Source organism: Parathalassolituus penaei (genome assembly GCF_026626885.1).
GTDB lineage: Bacteria > Pseudomonadota > Gammaproteobacteria > Pseudomonadales > Oceanobacteraceae > Oceanobacter > Oceanobacter penaei.
The window spans coordinates 14,798-31,180 of sequence record NZ_JAPNOA010000012.1; the positions used below are offsets into that span (position 1 = coordinate 14,798).

General features: G+C 51.6%; 15 protein-coding genes. 12 read left to right on the forward strand and 3 right to left on the reverse strand.

Annotated elements, in window-relative coordinates; all coding sequences use genetic code 11:
* Positions 1 to 13 precede the first annotated feature (13 nt).
* From bamA to rnhB, 7 genes are read left to right on the forward strand one after another with little or no spacing between them, the layout of a single operon-like run.
* On the forward strand, positions 14 to 2,572 hold the full coding sequence (gene bamA / locus OUO13_RS02775; protein ID WP_283172319.1) for an outer membrane protein assembly factor BamA: 2,559 nt from the start codon (positions 14 to 16) through the stop codon (positions 2,570 to 2,572).
* Positions 2,573 to 2,600: 28 nt separating this feature from the next.
* A complete protein-coding gene (locus OUO13_RS02780; protein ID WP_283172320.1) occupies positions 2,601 to 3,095 on the forward strand; it encodes an OmpH/Skp family outer membrane protein in 495 nt (164 codons plus the stop codon).
* A gap of 24 nt (positions 3,096 to 3,119) precedes the next feature.
* A complete protein-coding gene (lpxD, locus tag OUO13_RS02785; RefSeq protein WP_346429324.1) occupies positions 3,120 to 4,130 on the forward strand; it encodes a UDP-3-O-(3-hydroxymyristoyl)glucosamine N-acyltransferase in 1,011 nt (336 codons plus the stop codon).
* Positions 4,130 to 4,594 carry a 3-hydroxyacyl-ACP dehydratase FabZ gene (gene fabZ / locus OUO13_RS02790; RefSeq protein WP_283172322.1) on the forward strand — a complete coding sequence of 155 codons (465 nt, stop codon included), beginning with the start codon at positions 4,130 to 4,132 and terminating at the stop codon, positions 4,592 to 4,594. The genes lpxD and fabZ overlap by 1 nt, the downstream gene beginning before the upstream one ends.
* A complete protein-coding gene (gene lpxA / locus OUO13_RS02795; protein WP_283172323.1) occupies positions 4,591 to 5,361 on the forward strand; it encodes an acyl-ACP--UDP-N-acetylglucosamine O-acyltransferase in 771 nt (256 codons plus the stop codon). Before fabZ ends, lpxA begins: the two co-directional genes overlap by 4 nt.
* Positions 5,361 to 6,500 (forward strand): lipid-A-disaccharide synthase, encoded by a 1,140-nt coding sequence (gene lpxB / locus OUO13_RS02800; protein ID WP_283172324.1) that lies wholly within the window; start codon positions 5,361 to 5,363, stop codon positions 6,498 to 6,500. The genes lpxA and lpxB overlap by 1 nt, the downstream gene beginning before the upstream one ends.
* 13 nt (positions 6,501 to 6,513) lie before the next feature.
* Positions 6,514 to 7,116, forward strand: coding sequence for a ribonuclease HII (gene rnhB, locus OUO13_RS02805; protein ID WP_283172325.1), 603 nt, complete (start codon positions 6,514 to 6,516; stop codon positions 7,114 to 7,116).
* Here the strand turns inward: rnhB and OUO13_RS02810 are convergent, their stop codons facing one another.
* The gene (locus OUO13_RS02810; protein WP_283172326.1) at positions 7,117 to 7,932 is read right to left on the reverse strand and encodes a lysophospholipid acyltransferase family protein; all 816 of its coding nucleotides are present in this window, start codon (positions 7,930 to 7,932) and stop codon (positions 7,117 to 7,119) included.
* 98 nt (positions 7,933 to 8,030) lie between these two features.
* On the opposite strand from OUO13_RS02810, the gene OUO13_RS02815 reads away from it, so the two are divergent.
* Positions 8,031 to 9,266: a BaiN/RdsA family NAD(P)/FAD-dependent oxidoreductase gene (locus tag OUO13_RS02815; RefSeq protein ID WP_283172327.1), complete on the forward strand. Its 1,236-nt coding sequence runs from the start codon at positions 8,031 to 8,033 to the stop codon at positions 9,264 to 9,266.
* A gap of 186 nt (positions 9,267 to 9,452) precedes the next feature.
* Complete coding sequence (locus OUO13_RS02820; RefSeq protein WP_283172328.1) at positions 9,453 to 11,048, forward strand: isocitrate lyase; 1,596 nt, start codon at positions 9,453 to 9,455, stop codon at positions 11,046 to 11,048.
* A gap of 115 nt (positions 11,049 to 11,163) precedes the next feature.
* On the opposite strand, the gene OUO13_RS02825 is transcribed toward OUO13_RS02820, so the two are convergent.
* Complete coding sequence (locus tag OUO13_RS02825) at positions 11,164 to 11,337, reverse strand: hypothetical protein (protein WP_283172329.1); 174 nt, start codon at positions 11,335 to 11,337, stop codon at positions 11,164 to 11,166.
* A gap of 84 nt (positions 11,338 to 11,421) precedes the next feature.
* On the opposite strand from OUO13_RS02825, the gene OUO13_RS02830 reads away from it, so the two are divergent.
* Positions 11,422 to 13,383 carry a diguanylate cyclase gene (locus OUO13_RS02830; protein ID WP_283172330.1) on the forward strand — a complete coding sequence of 654 codons (1,962 nt, stop codon included), beginning with the start codon at positions 11,422 to 11,424 and terminating at the stop codon, positions 13,381 to 13,383.
* A 6-nt stretch (positions 13,384 to 13,389) separates the two neighbouring features.
* On the opposite strand, the gene OUO13_RS02835 is transcribed toward OUO13_RS02830, so the two are convergent.
* Positions 13,390 to 14,142 (reverse strand): enoyl-CoA hydratase/isomerase family protein, encoded by a 753-nt coding sequence (locus OUO13_RS02835; RefSeq protein WP_283172331.1) that lies wholly within the window; start codon positions 14,140 to 14,142, stop codon positions 13,390 to 13,392.
* A 298-nt stretch (positions 14,143 to 14,440) separates the two neighbouring features.
* Between OUO13_RS02835 and OUO13_RS02840 the strand changes: the two genes are divergently transcribed.
* On the forward strand, positions 14,441 to 15,169 hold the full coding sequence (locus tag OUO13_RS02840; RefSeq protein WP_283172332.1) for a hypothetical protein: 729 nt from the start codon (positions 14,441 to 14,443) through the stop codon (positions 15,167 to 15,169).
* On the forward strand, positions 15,166 to 16,176 hold the full coding sequence (locus OUO13_RS02845; RefSeq protein ID WP_283172333.1) for a DUF6976 family protein: 1,011 nt from the start codon (positions 15,166 to 15,168) through the stop codon (positions 16,174 to 16,176). The genes OUO13_RS02840 and OUO13_RS02845 overlap by 4 nt, the downstream gene beginning before the upstream one ends.
* Positions 16,177 to 16,383: the final 207 nt, after the last annotated feature.

The window sequence follows — 16,383 nt, forward strand, 5'->3', positions numbered from 1 at the left end:
GATTTTTGTTTTCATGCGTTTTCTGCTGTTGTGTCTCGCCTTCTGTGCGACGTCTGCTTTTGCTTCTGCCGAATCTTTTGTCATTCAAGATATTCGTCTCGAAGGCTTGCAGCGAGTGTCGGCTGGTACTGTATTTGAACGCCTGCCGCTGAGTGTCGGGGACGAGGTCAACAGCGCTCGTCTTGCTGCGGCGTCTCGCCGTCTGTTTTCATCGGGTCTGTTTAACGATATTCGTCTGTACCGCGACGGTAATGTGCTGATCGTGGAAGTAATCGAATTGCCAACCATTACCAAAATCGAAATCGATGGTAACAAGGCTATTCCCACCGAAGCTCTCACCGACGGTCTTAAAAACTCCGGACTGGCTGAAGGGCTGGTTTTCAAGCGTGCAACCCTCGAACGTATTTCCCTTGAGCTGGAACGCCAATACGTTGCCCAGGGCCGTTACGATGCGCATATCTCCACCGACGTTGAAGCTTTGCCGCGTAACCGCGTAGCTTTGAAGATCAAGGTGGAAGAGGGCAACGTTGCCAAGATTGCTCACATCAATATTGTTGGTAACAAGGCGTTTTCGGACGAGGAGCTGCTCAAGCACCTGCAGTTACACTCCACCAATTTCTGGTCCTGGTACTCGAGTGATAACAAGTACAGCCGCGAAAAGCTGGTTGCAGACCAGGAGGCACTGCGTTCCTGGTATTGGGACCGTGGTTACCTGCGCTTCAATATTGAATCGACCCAGGTTTCTCTTTCCCCAGAGAAAGACAGCGTATTTATCACCATGAATATCACTGAAGGTAACGTGTATACCATTCGTGATATTCGTATGGCCGGTAATCTGGTGTTGGATGAAGACAAGTACACCAGTTTGTACGAAATCAAACCGGGCGAAGTATTCTCCCGTCGCAAGGTGACTTCAACTTCTGAAAAGATGACCCGTTTGCTGGGTAACGATGGTTACACCTTTGCCAAGGTCGATGGCAACCCGAAGCCGGATGATGAAAACCTCACGGTTGACCTGACCTACTTCGTAGAACCAGGTCGTCGTACCTACGTGCGTGCCGTAAATATCACAGGTAACGAAAACACCCGTGACGAAGTGTTGCGTCGTGAAATGCAGCAGATGGAAGGCGGCTGGGCATCCACTGACAAGATTGAAGGTGGTAAGAGTCGTCTGAACCAGCTGGGCTTCTTCAAGACTGTAAACGTTGAAACTCCGGCCGTGCCAGGCTCTGCGGATATGATTGACGTTAACTACGACGTCGAAGAGCAGCTCAACGGTTCCCTGAACTTCAACATTGGTTATGCCGGCGGTAGCGGTATGATTCTGGGCGCCAGCGTCAGCCAGAACAACTTCCTCGGCACCGGTAACCGCATGAGCCTGAGTGTGCAGAAAAACAGCACCACCCAGTCTTACAACTTCTCATTCCACGATCCGTACTACACCATTGACGGTGTAAGCCGTGGTTTCAACCTGTTCTATCAGGAAACCGACTATCAGGGGCAAACCACCCTGAGCGATTACCAGACCAATACCCGTGGTGGTAACGTTGTGTTTGGTTATCCGATTTCTCTGCGTCAGCGTTTGTCGATGTCCTGGGGTTACACCAATACCTTTATGTATGAAGGTTCTACGGTGCCTGCAGAAATCGTGACCTTCCTGGATGATCAGGGCGACACCTTTGATGAATATACTCTGGGTCTGAACTGGCGTTTCAACGGCCTGAACAAGGGTATGTTCCCGACCGATGGTATTGAACAGAAGGTATCTCTTGATCTGGCTGTACCGGGCAGTGACCTGACCAGCTACAAGCTGAACTATACCGCTAACTATTATTTCGAACTGGCTGATGAATGGTCCCTGCATTTCCGTACCGAACTGGGCTACGGCAATGGTTATGGCAGTTATTCTCATCTGCCGTTCTACAAGAACTTCCGTTCCGGTGGTCTGGGCTCGGTTCGTGGTTACACCACCAGTTCTCTGGGGCCTCGCAGCTTGCCGGAATACACTGCGGTATCGGTTGTACAAACCGACTCCGATGGCAATGTCATGTATGAAATGGACGAACTGGGTCGTCCGGTGGTGGACTCTTCTGCACCAACGCTGGTGTACAAGACCGATGCTGATGGCGCTGCGGTGGCTGTGTCCAACAGCAACCAGTACCGCCCGATTTACAAGACCGACGCCAGTGGTTCTGTTGTAACTGCTCCGTACTTCCACGAAACTGCACGCGCACTGGGCGGCAACATCCTCACCGAAGCATCGGTGGAGCTGATCTTCCCGACACCATTTATTGAAGATCGCAGTTCCGTTCGCAGTGTGGTGTTCCTGGATGCCGGTAACGTGTTCACCGATACCTGTTACCAGCCGAATGACCCCGACGTACCAACCATGGTCAGCCATCCGTATTGTTCAGAAGGTCTGAACCTGGGTGAGCTGCGCTACAGCACCGGTGTTGGCGTTACCTGGATCACAGCAATTGGTCCTCTGACATTTGTGTACTCTGTTCCATTGAATGATCAGCGCGGAGACAAGACCGAAGGGTTTGAATTCTCGTTGGGTCAGGTTTTCTGAAATTAAAATTCCGTTTGGGAGAAGTTGAATGCGTGGTTTGATGTTGCTGGTTGCAGCTCTGATGTTCAGCGGCGCTGCGGCTGCCGATACCAAAATTGCTGTGGTTGATATGGAACGTGCCTTGTTCCTGTCTGATGCTGCCAAAGCAGCTGCTGCCCAGTTCGAGAAAGACAACAAGGCTGATATCACCAAACTCGACAGCCTGGAAAAATCCCTGCGCGACGCCAAAGCCAAACTGGACAAGGACGCCGATGTTATGAGCAAGGAAGAGCGTGAGAAGCGTGCCGGTGAATACCAGCAACAACTGGAAGAATACAAGTTCTTCAGTGGCAAGCTGCAGCAGCTGGATCAGAAGTGGAAACGTGACTTCTTTGCCAAGAATCAGGCCAATCTGGAAACCAAGCTGAAGGCGATTATCGACGAAGGCAAGTATGATGTGGTTCTGACTGCCGGTGCTGCAATTTATGTTGCTCCAACCGCTGACATCACCAAGCAACTGCTTGAACGTCTGAACAGCAAATAAAAGGGCATGAGCATGGAGTTGAGCTTGGCAGAACTTGCCCAGCATCTGGGTGCCGAGTTACGTGGTGACGGCAATATCACTATCCGTGGTGTTGCTGCCCTGCAAGAGGCGGGTGCTGACCAGGTTTCTTTTCTGGCCAACAGTGGTTATCAGCATCACCTGAAAGACAGTAGTGCTGGTGCCGTTATTATCGTTGAAGCACTGGCCGATCAGGTTCCCGGTGCGGCGCTGGTGGTGAAAGATCCATATCTTTGTTTTGCACGGACCACCCAGATCTTCGATAATCGCCCGCTTCCGAAGCCGGGAGTTCATCCAAGTGCGTTTGTGGATGATACTGCCCGTCTTGGTAACGACGTTTATATCGGTCCGAAAGCCGTTATTGGTCCCGGTGTTGAAATCGGTGATCGTACGGAAATCGGTGCCGGTACTGTCGTTGGTGATAACAGTATTATTGGTTCCGACTGTGTCCTGAACCCGAACATTACCATCTACCATGGTGTGTGTATTGGTAATTTTGTCCGTGTGCAATCCGGTACCGTGATTGGTGGTGACGGCTTTGGCTACGCGCCAAATCGGGGCAAGTGGGAACGTATTGCCCAGTTGGGGGGGGTCAGGATTGGCAATCATGTCGAGATTGGTGCCAATACCTGTATCGACCGTGGCGCATTGGGCGACACAATCATTGAGGATCATGTCATCCTCGATAACCTTATCCAGATCGCGCACAACGTGAAAGTGGGTGAAGGTACTGCAATGGCAGGCTGTGTTGGAATTGCTGGCAGCACGGAAATTGGTCGTAACTGTACGCTGGCAGGCGGCGTTGGTTTGGCTGGACATCTGAAGTTAACGGATGGTGTTCATATTTCCGGTATGACTCTGGTAACCAATTCCATTCTTGAGCCCGGTGCATACGCATCCGGTACCTCGCATATGCCGGTACATGAATGGCGCCGAAGCGCGGCGCGTTTTAAACAACTCGATTCGATGGCCAAACGGCTGCAAAAACTAGAGAAGAGCCAAGAAGGTAAAGCTTGATGTACCCGCAACCAGTTACAAAAATTCAGGAATACCTGCCGCATCGGTACCCATTCCTGTTGGTTGACCGCATTAACGAGATCGATTTCGACACCGAGGAAACTCCGGTGATTCGTGCGATCAAGAATGTGACCATCAACGAAGAGTTCTTCAACGGTCACTTCCCGGGCCACCCGGTGATGCCTGGTGTCCTGATTCTGGAAGCCATGGCTCAGGCAGCTGGTCTGCTGGGGGTTGCGATTCTGGGCGAAAAGCGCAATCCGAATATGCTGTATTACTTCGCTGGTGCCGATAACGTGCGTTTCCGCCGTCCAATCGTTCCTGGTGACCAGGTAATTCTGGAAGCTCGTTTTGTGAACGAACGTCGTGGAATCTGGAAGTTTGACTGCCGTGGCCTGGTTGCCGGTGATGTAGTCTGCTCAGCCCTGATTACCTGTGCCCAACGTGAAATGGAGTCTGCATGATTCATCCGACCGCGATCGTTGATGCATCAGCCCGTCTGGCTGATGACGTGGAGATCGGGCCGTATAGCATCATTGGCCCTGATGTTGAGATTGGTGCCGGTACCCGTGTTGGTCCTCATGTTGTCATCAAGGGGCCCACCCGTATCGGCCGCGGAAACCGCATTTTCCAGTTTGCGACTCTGGGCGAAGACTGCCAGGATAAAAAATACGCGGGCGAACCAACCACTCTGGTGATTGGTGACAACAACGTTATCCGTGAATCCTGCACGTTCCACCGCGGAACCATTCAGGATAACGGTGAAACCCGTGTTGGTAGCAACAACCTGTTTATGGTCAACGTACACGTTGCTCATGACTGTGTAGTGGGTGACAACTGCATTCTGGCTAATGACACCAACCTGGCTGGACACGTTCATCTGGGTGATTGGGCTATTCTGGGGGGGGCAACCCAGGTTCATCAGTTCTGCAAGATCGGTGCTCACTCCATGTGTGGCGCGGGTACTGTTGTGCTGAAAGATATTCCTGCTTATGTGATGGCGTTGGGTTATCCGGCGGAGCCGCACGGCATCAACTCTGAAGGCCTGCGTCGTCGTGGTTTCAGTGCTGATGATATCAACGGTCTGCGTAACGCCTACAAGGTGCTGTATCGTCAGGGTATGACGGTGCAGGAAGCGACCGAACGTTTGCAGGAAATGCTGGCCGATTGTGCCCCTGTTCAACTCTTGCTGGACAGCGTGGCGAGCGCCACCCGGGGAATTATCCGTTAATGACCCGGATTGCCATTGTTGCGGGCGAAACATCCGGTGACATGCTGGGAGCGGGGCTCATCGCAGCCCTGCGCAAGCGTTTCCCGGATGCCGAATTTGAAGGTATTGGCGGTCCATTAATGCAGGCTCAGGGATTTGAGTCTCTGTTCCCGATGGAGCGTCTTGCCGTTATGGGCCTGGTCGAGGTACTGGGTCGTCTGTTTGAACTTCTGTCTATTCGCAAACAATTGATCAGACGCTGGCTGGAGAATCCTCCAGACGTCATGATTGGCATTGATGCGCCTGACTTTAACCTTACTCTCGAAGAATCCCTGCGCGCCAAAGGCGTGCGTACGGTGCATTACGTCAGTCCGTCCGTGTGGGCATGGCGCGAGAAGCGGGTTCTGAAAATTGAACGCGCTGTTGATCTGATGCTGACCCTGTTTCCATTTGAAGCCCGTTTTTACGAGCAGCACAAGGTGCCGGTTCGGTTTGTTGGCCATCATCTGGCAGACAAGATTGCTCTGGAGACTCCCAAACGCCCGGCCCGTGGCAGTCTCGACCTCGATTCTGAAGGACCGTTGGTGTGTCTCATGCCTGGTAGCCGTGGCAGTGAAGTCGGGCGTCTGGGATCCCTGTTTCTGGAAACTGCCCAGTTGATGTTGCAGAAGCGCCCGGATCTCCAGTTTGTAATTCCAGCTGCCAATGCCGAGCGCATGACACAACTGCAAGGTCTGCTGGATGCTGTGCCGTATCCATTGCCGGTCAAGCTGGTACAGGGGCAGTCCCATACCTGTATGGCAGCGGCGGACGCCATTTTGCTGGCTTCCGGTACAGCAACTCTGGAAGCCATGTTGCTCAAGCGGCCGATGGTCGTGAGTTACAAGGTCGCTCCTCTGACTTATCACATTCTCAAACGGTTGGTACGTCAGCCATGGGTTTCCTTGCCGAATTTGCTGGCTGGTCGAGAGCTGGTGCCAGAAGTGCTGCAGGATGAAGCAACCCCGTCGCGTCTCAGTGCCTTGATGTTATCCCGTCTTGAAGACAGCGATAGCATGAACCAGCTGCATGAGACTTTTCTGTTTATTCACCGCCAGTTGCAACGTCACGCTGATGAAGAAGCTGCGAAGGCGATTGCTGGTCTGATCCAGTCACACTGACATACTATTTTCCATGACTGAAATTGAAGCAGCCCTGATTGCGCAGGGCGTACTCTATTGTGGCGTTGATGAAGCCGGTGCAGGCCCACTCTGTGGTGACGTTGTTGCTGCTGCGGTTATTCTCGACCCGTCACGACCTATCGATGGTCTCGATGACTCCAAAAAACTGACTGAAAAGAAGCGCGAGAAGCTGTTTGAGCTTATTCAGGAGCGAGCGCTGGCTTTTGCTGTCGCCCGTGCCACGGTCGAAGAAATTGATCGCATCAATATTCTGAAAGCGCGTATGTTGGCGATGACCCGTGCGGTCAATGCTCTGGCTATTGAACCTCACCACGTGCTGGTTGATGGTAATCGTTTGCCAGAACTGCAGATGCCAGCGACTGCCATTGTCAAAGGCGATAGCCTGGTGCAGTCGATTGCCGCTGCTTCTGTGTTGGCCAAAGTGACCCGAGATCGTGAGATGCTGGAAATGGACAAGCGTTACCCAGGATACGGATTTGCTGCCCACAAGGGGTATGGCACAGCTGTGCATCTTGAAGCGCTGAAGGCGTTGGGGCCTTGCGAGATTCACCGGCGCAGTTATGCGCCAGTGAAGGCTTTGCTGACGGAGTCCTGATCAGGACTTCCGCAGTTTTTGCTGGTGTGAATACGTCTGTTCGCGCAGGAAGTAACGCAGTTCTTCGTCAGACTTGTAAGCGTCCATTTCCGCAGGCGTGATTGCCGGGCCTACTCCCAGACGGATAACGGAATTACGTTTCTTCAGAAACTCCGCCGGGATACGTAATGTGCGTAATGACGGGTGCAGCTTGCCCAACAGGTGGAAGCTGCGACTGTTGTGGCCATCGAAGTAAACCGGAACTACCGGAACGCTTGCTTTGCGAATCAGACGCATGCTGGAGATTGACCATTCCTTATCGGTGATGGTGCTTTGGCCCTTATAACGGGTTGATACCTCTCCGGCCGGAAACAAACCGAGGCCGTAACCGGCATTCAGTTGTGCCAGCGACTTGCGCATGCCGCCCATTCCTTTGGGGCCACGGCTTTCAAATGGATTAACCGTGATAAACAGATCGGAAATCGGTGCAAAGTAGCTCAGCAGAAAGTTGGCGACCACACGAAAATCCGGACGAATTCGGCCAATAGCCAGCAACAGGGTCACACCATCGAGAAAGCCGAATGGGTGGTTGGAAACCGTAATAAATGGCCCTTCTACCGGGATCGCTGCTCGCAAGGCTTTTTCATCAAACTCAATACGGATATTGAGGTAGTTGAGAGTCGCTTCAATCAGGTCAAGTCCCTGACGGGAGTGAGCAGGCAGCTGGTTGAAGATGCGGGTGAGCTCCGGTGCCTTGAGCAGAAACAACAACATCTCCAGTTTGCGCGGAGAGAGTTTCGTCGCCTCCAGTAAGCCCTGGCGATCAAATAACTCCATAATTCCTGTAACCCCATGGTCTTTAATGAATCGCAGGCATGATACCAGTCGTTCCTGACACCACAAATACAAGGCCTGATATCTACAAGAGTACAAACATGCAAAGTCATTCTCAGGTACTGGTGATTGGAGCTGGCGCGGCTGGCCTGATGTGCGCGGCTATGGCGGGTCAGCAAGGCTTGTCGGTTCGTGTCGTTGACCATGCCAATAAAGCGGGCAAAAAAATCCTGATGTCAGGTGGGGGCCGCTGTAACTTCACCAACTACTATATCGAGCCCAATCGTTATCTCAGCCGCAATCCGCATTTTTGCAAGTCGGCACTCAGTCGTTACACCCAATGGGACTTCATTGGGCTGGTCGATCGTTACGGAGTTGCCTGGCACGAGAAAAAAGATGGCCAGTTATTTTGTGACAACAAGGCCAGTGACATTCTCAATATGCTTCTTGATGAGTGTACTGCCGGAAGTGTTGATATTTCCCTGGAAACTGCCATTGAATCGGTCAGTTTCATTCACAAGGAAAATGGTGGCGATAGAGGGGTATTTATTCTGGAAACCTCAAAAGGGCGTTTCAGTGCCGATTCCCTGGTGATCGCGACCGGTGGTCCATCGATTCCAACGCTGGGAGCTACCGGTTTTGGGTATCAGCTGGCCCGCCAGTTTGGGCTCAATGTTTTTGATCCGGTAGCGGCGCTGGTGCCGTTTACCATCACGGATCATTTGTCCGGGCTGTGCAAGACCCTGTCCGGTAACAGCTGCCGGGTGCGTGTCACCTGCGATAAACAGTCATTCCTCGACGATATGTTGTTTACCCACCGCGGTATGAGTGGGCCGGCGATGCTGCAAATTTCCAGTTACTGGCAACCAGGACAGACGTTGACTATTGATTTGCTGCCGGAACTGGATGTAGCAGAAGAGCTTCGGCGTCTGCAGCATCAGAGCCCGAAACAGTTGCTGCGTACCTGGCTTGGTCAGCAGTTAACCCAGAAATTTGCTGAATGCTGGCTGACGCAAATGGAGTGGCCTGCCGATATCACCCTTGCTGCCCTGAATGGCGAACAAATGGATCGCCTGGGAGCGCAGCTGAATCAATGGCAAGTCAAACCATCGGGCACGGAAGGTTATCGTACTGCCGAAGTGGCATTGGGGGGCGTCGACACAGATGAGCTGTCATCACGTACCATGGAAGCCAAAAAGCAGCCTGGTTTGTACTTCATTGGTGAGGTGATAGACGTTACCGGACATCTTGGTGGATTCAATTTTCAATGGGCATGGTCCAGTGCTTATGCCGCCTCTGGCCATTTGGCGGAGGTTTTATTGCCCGAAAGTAGGTGACTGGCAACAATGTTTGAGACCTTGGTAGTGCATTCTCTAACTGAATAGCAGATATACGTGCTATTGATTTCAATTATGGATGAGAAGGCCATAGTATTCAGTTCATGCAGTGAGTGACATCCAACAACAGATTGCGAGCCTTGCTGAATACCCCAAATACTAAACGCCTGACAAAGGACTTTACCCATGTCTGCATACCAGAATGACATCAAAGCAGTTGCTGCACTGAAAGAAGCCGCTGGCGCTGGCTGGTCTGGCATCTCTGAAGAAGCCGTTGCACGTATGCGTGCCCAGAACAAGTTCAAGACTCACCTGGACATCGCCAAGTACACCGCCAAGATCATGCGTGAAGACATGGCTGCCTACGATGCAGACAGCTCCAAGTACACCCAGTCTCTGGGGTGCTGGCACGGCTTCATTGGTCAGCAGAAGATGATTTCTATCAAGAAACACTTCGGCAACACCCAGCGTCGTTACCTGTACCTGTCTGGCTGGATGATTGCTGCTCTGCGTTCCCAGTTTGGCCCACTGCCAGACCAGTCCATGCACGAGAAAACTGCTGTTGCCGGTCTGATCGAAGAGCTGTACACCTTCCTGCGTCAGGCCGATGCTCGTGAACTGGATCTGCTGTTCCGTCAACTGGATGCCGCCAAAGAAGCTGGTGATGCTGCCAAGGTTGCTGAAGTTCAGGCTCAGATCGACAACCACGAAACTCACGTAGTACCTATCATCGCTGACATCGACGCTGGTTTCGGTAACGAAGAAGCCACCTACCTGATGGCCAAGCAGATGATTGAAGCGGGTGCTTGCTGCATCCAGATCGAAAACCAGGTTGCTGACGAGAAGCAGTGTGGTCACCAGGACGGTAAAGTGACTGTTCCACACGCTGATTTCCACGCCAAGCTGCGCGCAGTTCGCTACGCTTTCCTGGAACTGGGTGTTGACGACGGTGTTATCGTTGCACGTACTGACTCTCAGGGCGCTGGTCTGACCAAGCAGATCGCTACCGTTAAAGAGCCAGGCGATCAGGGCGACATCTACAACAGCTTCCTGGACGTTGAAGAAATCACTGTTGACCAGATGCAGCAAGGCGACGTGGTAATCAACCAGAATGGTAAGCTGGTACGTCCTAAGCGTCTGCCATCCGGTCTGTTCCAGTTCCGTCGTGGCACTGGTGAAGAGCGTTGTGTATTCGACTGTATCGAAGCCATCAAAGCCGGTGCCGACCTGCTGTGGATCGAAACCGAGAAGCCACACGTTGGTCAGATCAAGGAAATGATGGACGAAGTTCGCAAGGTGATCCCGAACGCCAAGCTGGTTTACAACAACAGCCCAAGCTTCAACTGGACCCTGAACTTCCGCCAGCAAGTATTCGATGCATGGGCTGCTGAAGGTAAGGACGTATCTGCTTACGACCGCGCCAACCTGATGAGCGTTGATTACGATGAGACCGAGCTGTCTGCTGAAGCTGACCGTCGTATCCAGAGCTTCCAGGCGGACGCATCTCGCGAAGCGGGTATCTTCCACCACCTGATCACTCTGCCGACTTACCACACTGCGGCCCTGTCTACCGACAACCTGGCCAAGCGTTACTTCGGCGAAGAAGGCATGCTGGGCTACGTTCAGCAGGTACAGCGTCAGGAGATCCGTCAGGGTATCGCTTGCGTGAAGCACCAGAACATGTCCGGTTCTGACATCGGTGATGCACACAAAGAGTACTTCTCTGGTGAGAACGCTCTGAAAGCATCCGGTAAAGACAACACCATGAACCAGTTCCACTAAGAACTGATTCACGAACCCCACTTGGGTGTTGTGTTTGAAGGCGGCCTTATGGCCGCCTTTTTTATTCCTGCCTGTCTGTCAACGAGCTGCTGGTTACTTTCTGAACGATTGTTGGCTATAAAGCGCCATGCATTTCTTGTGGTTTTATCAAAATATTGGTTGTTTCAACAACTTTGATGATCTTGTCTGACGCAATAGTTGGACATTTCACGCCAGTTACATCTTTTAACATCAGAGGCTCAGGATTTAACTGTCCAACAATACCCTGATCGTTATAATCCGATGCCATTTTGGGTATCCAATTGTCATTTTCTCTATTTGCCGTGTGATCAGGACTCAGGATGATGGTAACCGCCTACGCAGGAACGCTCCGATGATCCGGTCGGTTAGTCTTCAACGTCTGATTTATCGTAGCTACCTTTCAAGCTCACTGGTTCCGATTTTTGCAATCGAACTGGTGTTGTTACTGCTGTACTTCGGCATCAATCAGTATTTGTCTGATCGTCAGCAAGAAGCTCTGCTGGCTGAGGTGAATCGTGGCCTGGTGGAAATCAGTTCTCGGGAAGCCTTGCTGATCAATAACCGACTGCAATCCCTGTCGAGGATGACCAATATTCTTCGACTTGAACACGAAAATTTTTTCCGTCATCCGGAGCTTTGTTCCCTGCCAAATGGTGAGCCTGATCTGAAACAAGCCCTATCGGGTGCCTGGTACAAGGCTACCGATAATGGTGGTGGTTCTGTGTATTACTCCGGTACAACTGTGATGGGAGATTCTGAGCGTTGGAAAATGCGTTGCAGCGAATCGCTTGACGTCATTCTGAAGGCGGCAGTGGAGTCGAGCCCGTTGATTGCGCAGGCTTATCTTAATACTCGTGATGACATGAACCGGATTTATCCGTTTATTCCAGACTCATTCGAGCAGTTCGGGCCGCAGATGCACATGGCCGATTACAACTTTTATTACCTTGCTGATCAGATGCATAACCCTGAGCGTAAGGTGGTCTGGACCGATGTGTATCTGGATCCGGCAGGACTGGGCTGGATGGTTTCCAGCATTGCACCCGTTTATCGCGGCGATGTTCTGGAAGGCGTTTCAGGCCTGGATGTAACGATCAATTCCTTTATCAAAGGCATCCTGACGGTTGATATGCCATGGCAGGCAAGTGCATTCATGACTGACGCCAATGGGGTGATTATGGCAATGCCGGAGCCGGTAGAGCGTCTTTTGGGGTTGCGTGAGTTACGCAGCCACAACTATGAATCAAATGTTGGCAGTACCATCAGCAAGCCTGAAGAGTTCAATTTGCTGAAAAGTCCGGACGACAATGTGCGTGAACAAATGAGTTTTCTGTTGCAAGGGGAAGATCGCTTGCATCGTCTGCGTCTTGGGGATCGCGATTTTATTGTCAGTATCCAGACCGTTAAACAGACCGGCTGGCGAACGATTTTTCTGGTAGATGAGCAGCAGCTGCTGAAACCTATTCATGATCTGCAGGCCAGTAGCAACCGAATTGGATTCCTGGCCATCAGTGTGATGGTGATTTTCTACGCCGCGTTTTTTGTGTTTCTGGATAACAAGTCAAGGCGTTTGGCGAATCAGCTGGCAGCTCCGATTGCACATCTGTCTGAAATCACTGGGCGAGTGGGAGAGAGCGTTCTTACGGAAAAGCTGCAGTCTGTCGGTATCATCGAAATTGATCGTTTATACACCAATTTTAACAATATGAGTGAACAGCTGGAAATACGAACCCTGGAGTTGGTGGAGTCGGAGTCGCGGGAAAAAGTGCGTCGACGCGAAACCGAAATTCTGGAGCGCCTGGCTATCACCGATCGTCTGACAGGGCTGTACAACCGTCGCAAGCTAGATGATGTCATGGTATATGAACGTGAGCGTTCACTTCGATCCCGGCAACCATTCGGAGTGGTTATCATCGATCTTGATTACTTCAAAAGTGTTAATGACCAACATGGTCATCCTGCTGGTGATCAGGTGTTGGTGGAGCTGGCCTGTCTGCTAAAAACTTCTATTCGCCGTATTGATACGGTTGGCCGTTGGGGAGGGGAGGAGTTTATTCTTATTTGTCCCACGACTGATATTAATGGCACTTTGCAGGTGGCAGAGACTCTGCGGCAGACGATTGAGCAACACGAGTTTCCGGTTGTATTACGTGTGACCGCCAGCTTTGGCGTGGCGGCATACTTGCACGGAGAATCGGTTGAAGAGTTGCTTGAGCGAGCGGATAAGGGGTTGTACGACGCCAAGCGGGCAGGGCGGAATCGGGTTGGAGTGACCATGCCCAACCCGAGAGCCGAGGATGGCGCTTACCTTTGACTCTGTTCAGGGACGTATCAGCAGGGCCCTGATGCGGCTACGGGTGTCTTCCAGAGCAAGCAATGCTTCAAACTGGTCCATTTCCTTTTCCACCACCTGATTGATCATTTCGACGTAATTATCCGGCCTCCCCAGTTGACGGATGGCTGCGATGGACAAACCTGAGTTGGCAAGCAACTGCCTGGCAACTTCGTGCGCTGTTTTGAGCGCTTCACCTTTGGTACATATCTGATTGACCAGTCCCCATTGGCAGGCTTCTTCAACGCTGAAGTTGCGTCCTGTCATCAACAATTCATTGGAGCGATGTGGGCCAATAGCAGCTGGTAACAATACTGAGCATGCACCTTCAGAACAGACCCCGATCCTGGCAAATGGCAGGCTGTAACGTGCTGAGGTTGAAGCGATCACCATGTCGGCGTGTAACATCAGGTTGGCACCTATTCCGACAGCCACACCTTCCTGGGCCAGAATCAATGGTTTCTGAAGACGAGCGAGTCGATCGAAAATTCCGGCGACACCTGCTCGTAACGCGCGGATGTCGGTACCGGGGAGCAGATCGCGCAAGTCGTTACCAGCACAGAATGAATGGCCGTGACCAAATATCAGGATGCAACTGACGTCGGGGTTATTGTCTGCTGTACCGAGTGCATGAATCAGTTCCTGATACGTTGCTATCCGAATTGCATTTAATACTTCGGGGCGATTGAGGCCGATGAGAGCAACGCCGGCGTTAATTTCCAGAGTGATGTCCTGATACATGAGGGTTCCTGTGTTTTATTTGTTCTTTTTTGGAATTTGTATGTTTCTGATTTTGCAGGTTAGCGTCTGAATCGACAAGCAAATACAGGTTACATTCTGTGAATTTGGGTAATCCTAAAGTATCGAATCCATAGGATGAGGCAATTTGTATCTAGGGATTGGTGGTTAAATAGCCAACTCCCCCTATGATCAGGCCATGTCTGACTATCAGACAGTGTCAATCGGACAGTATAGATCTGGTTCTCCTGGCATCGGCCCTGACGCTACAGCATTACTATAAGAATAAGAGGACATGTGAATGAACTATGAAGCCATCGAAGCTCTTATGGGGGTGACTGCCCCCTGGATAATCCACGAGATTCACATTAACAAAACCTACAATCGTGCCGAGATTTGCATTGGTATGGCCAAATCCGGCTGGTTTGGAACGCGTCGAGCGATTCAGAATTTTGATGGCCACCACAAGGTTTGGCGTCACCTGAGTATGGGAACCATGCGCTGTAATGTCCGGGTCGATTATCCGGCCGGTGGTGTTCTTCCTGATGCGCCCTGGAGTGGCGATTCCCGTTCACCATTTTCTCATGCCCTTGGAAACCAGATCATCAGCCTGTTGAGTGAAGGCCTGTCGCTGGGCACGATTTCCCGTCTGCTTGAACTCGATGCTGATCAGCTGTGGCAATTCAAACACGGCATTGATACTGGCAAACTCGGATCGGCTGCCAAAATCATGGCAAATGCTCGCAAGCCAGCTGAGACTGCGATTGCGGAAGAGCAGGCGGTTGAAAATATTTCTTCCTTGCCGCCGATTTCGGATACGGTCTGGCAAGACCTGTTGACCGGCGACAAAGTTCTGGATATGCGTAATCTTGGTCTGCGTCTTTTGCTGACCCGCCTGCGCCAGCAGTATTCCATGGCTCAGGATGATGATGTCCGTAAACTCAAGGTTCAGCAGTTGCGCCAGTATTTTGAGAAAAACGCAGGTGCTGCTGTGTATGAAATTGAACAGCTGATGGGAGCCGTGCAATGAATGTATCTTTACATGGAGTTCAGCGCTTTCCGGGACGTCTGATGACGCTTGATGAAGCTGCTCGTTGCATCTTGGCAGGTCGTGGGGTGACGGTTGCGGGCGATGAAGCAGCTCTGCGCAAGTTACCAAAAGGTTTGTGGATTGGAGGCACCATACCTTACTTCATGTCAGAAGAAGGTGGTCTGTGTACTCGTGATATGGTGTTTGTGAATGAACTGCCGTTGGCCAGTGGTGCACCTGGTTTGTGTACCTATGACGTGGCAAGTATCAGCGAAATTTGTACGGATGCTCCTGACAATGGTTTTACCGTACTGATCGTGCCTGCTTTCTCAGAGATTCATGAGCGATTCGCTCATGATGCTCCAGAGTTTGATGGTATGTATTTGCAGCCGTTGGTGGGGTGGGTTGCTGGTGCACATCTGGATGATCTGGCGACTACCCGTCCGAAAGTGGTGTTTGGCCCAACCGGCGAATTCTATGAGAATCTAGCGGTTGCCATGCATGTGGCTCTTGATTCTACTCACAGTGCCAGCATTGAGATTGTTAATCTGTTCAGTCCTGGCAAGGGGCCGGCGATTCGTTTCCCGCAATCGGGGTTTTCGGCAACAACAGCTATTGTGAATGGTGAAACGGTCAATCTGGCAGAGTTCCTTACTCGTGCGGGCGTTGATACCCGTCTGCCGCTGGTTGCGGATTATTGCGGTGCGATGATCAACGTCAGCTTTCAGAAGGTAGATATCGAAGGTGGTGAGGTGCGATTCTATGCACCGGTGTTCAGTGAGCTGGAATATCATTTGGCGGCACCGATGCAGGCAACCGCAGAAGCTTTTCGTGGTCAGCTGGTCGCAGGTGAGGGAGAGGTTGCGTTTTGCTGCAACTGTATCCTGAATTATCTGTATGGTGGCCTGGAAGGCGCGCGTACAGACCCTATGCATGGTCCTATGACTTTTGGCGAAATTGCCTATCAATTGGTCAATCAGACCATGGTGTATTTGCGTATTACCTGATTCCTGAGAGCAATCGGGAAAAATTTCTCTATCTCTGCGTCGCCATTCGCGCCCTTCAGATTTCTCTGAGGGGCTCTACCTTGCGGTATTTTTCAACATAGTTGTCCGATAAACCATTAATCAGGCCGCCATCGTCGCGGCTTGTATTTCTTCCTTCCTCACCGGATTCAGCGTCACCGTTTCCTGCCAGCTCAGATTACGGATTCT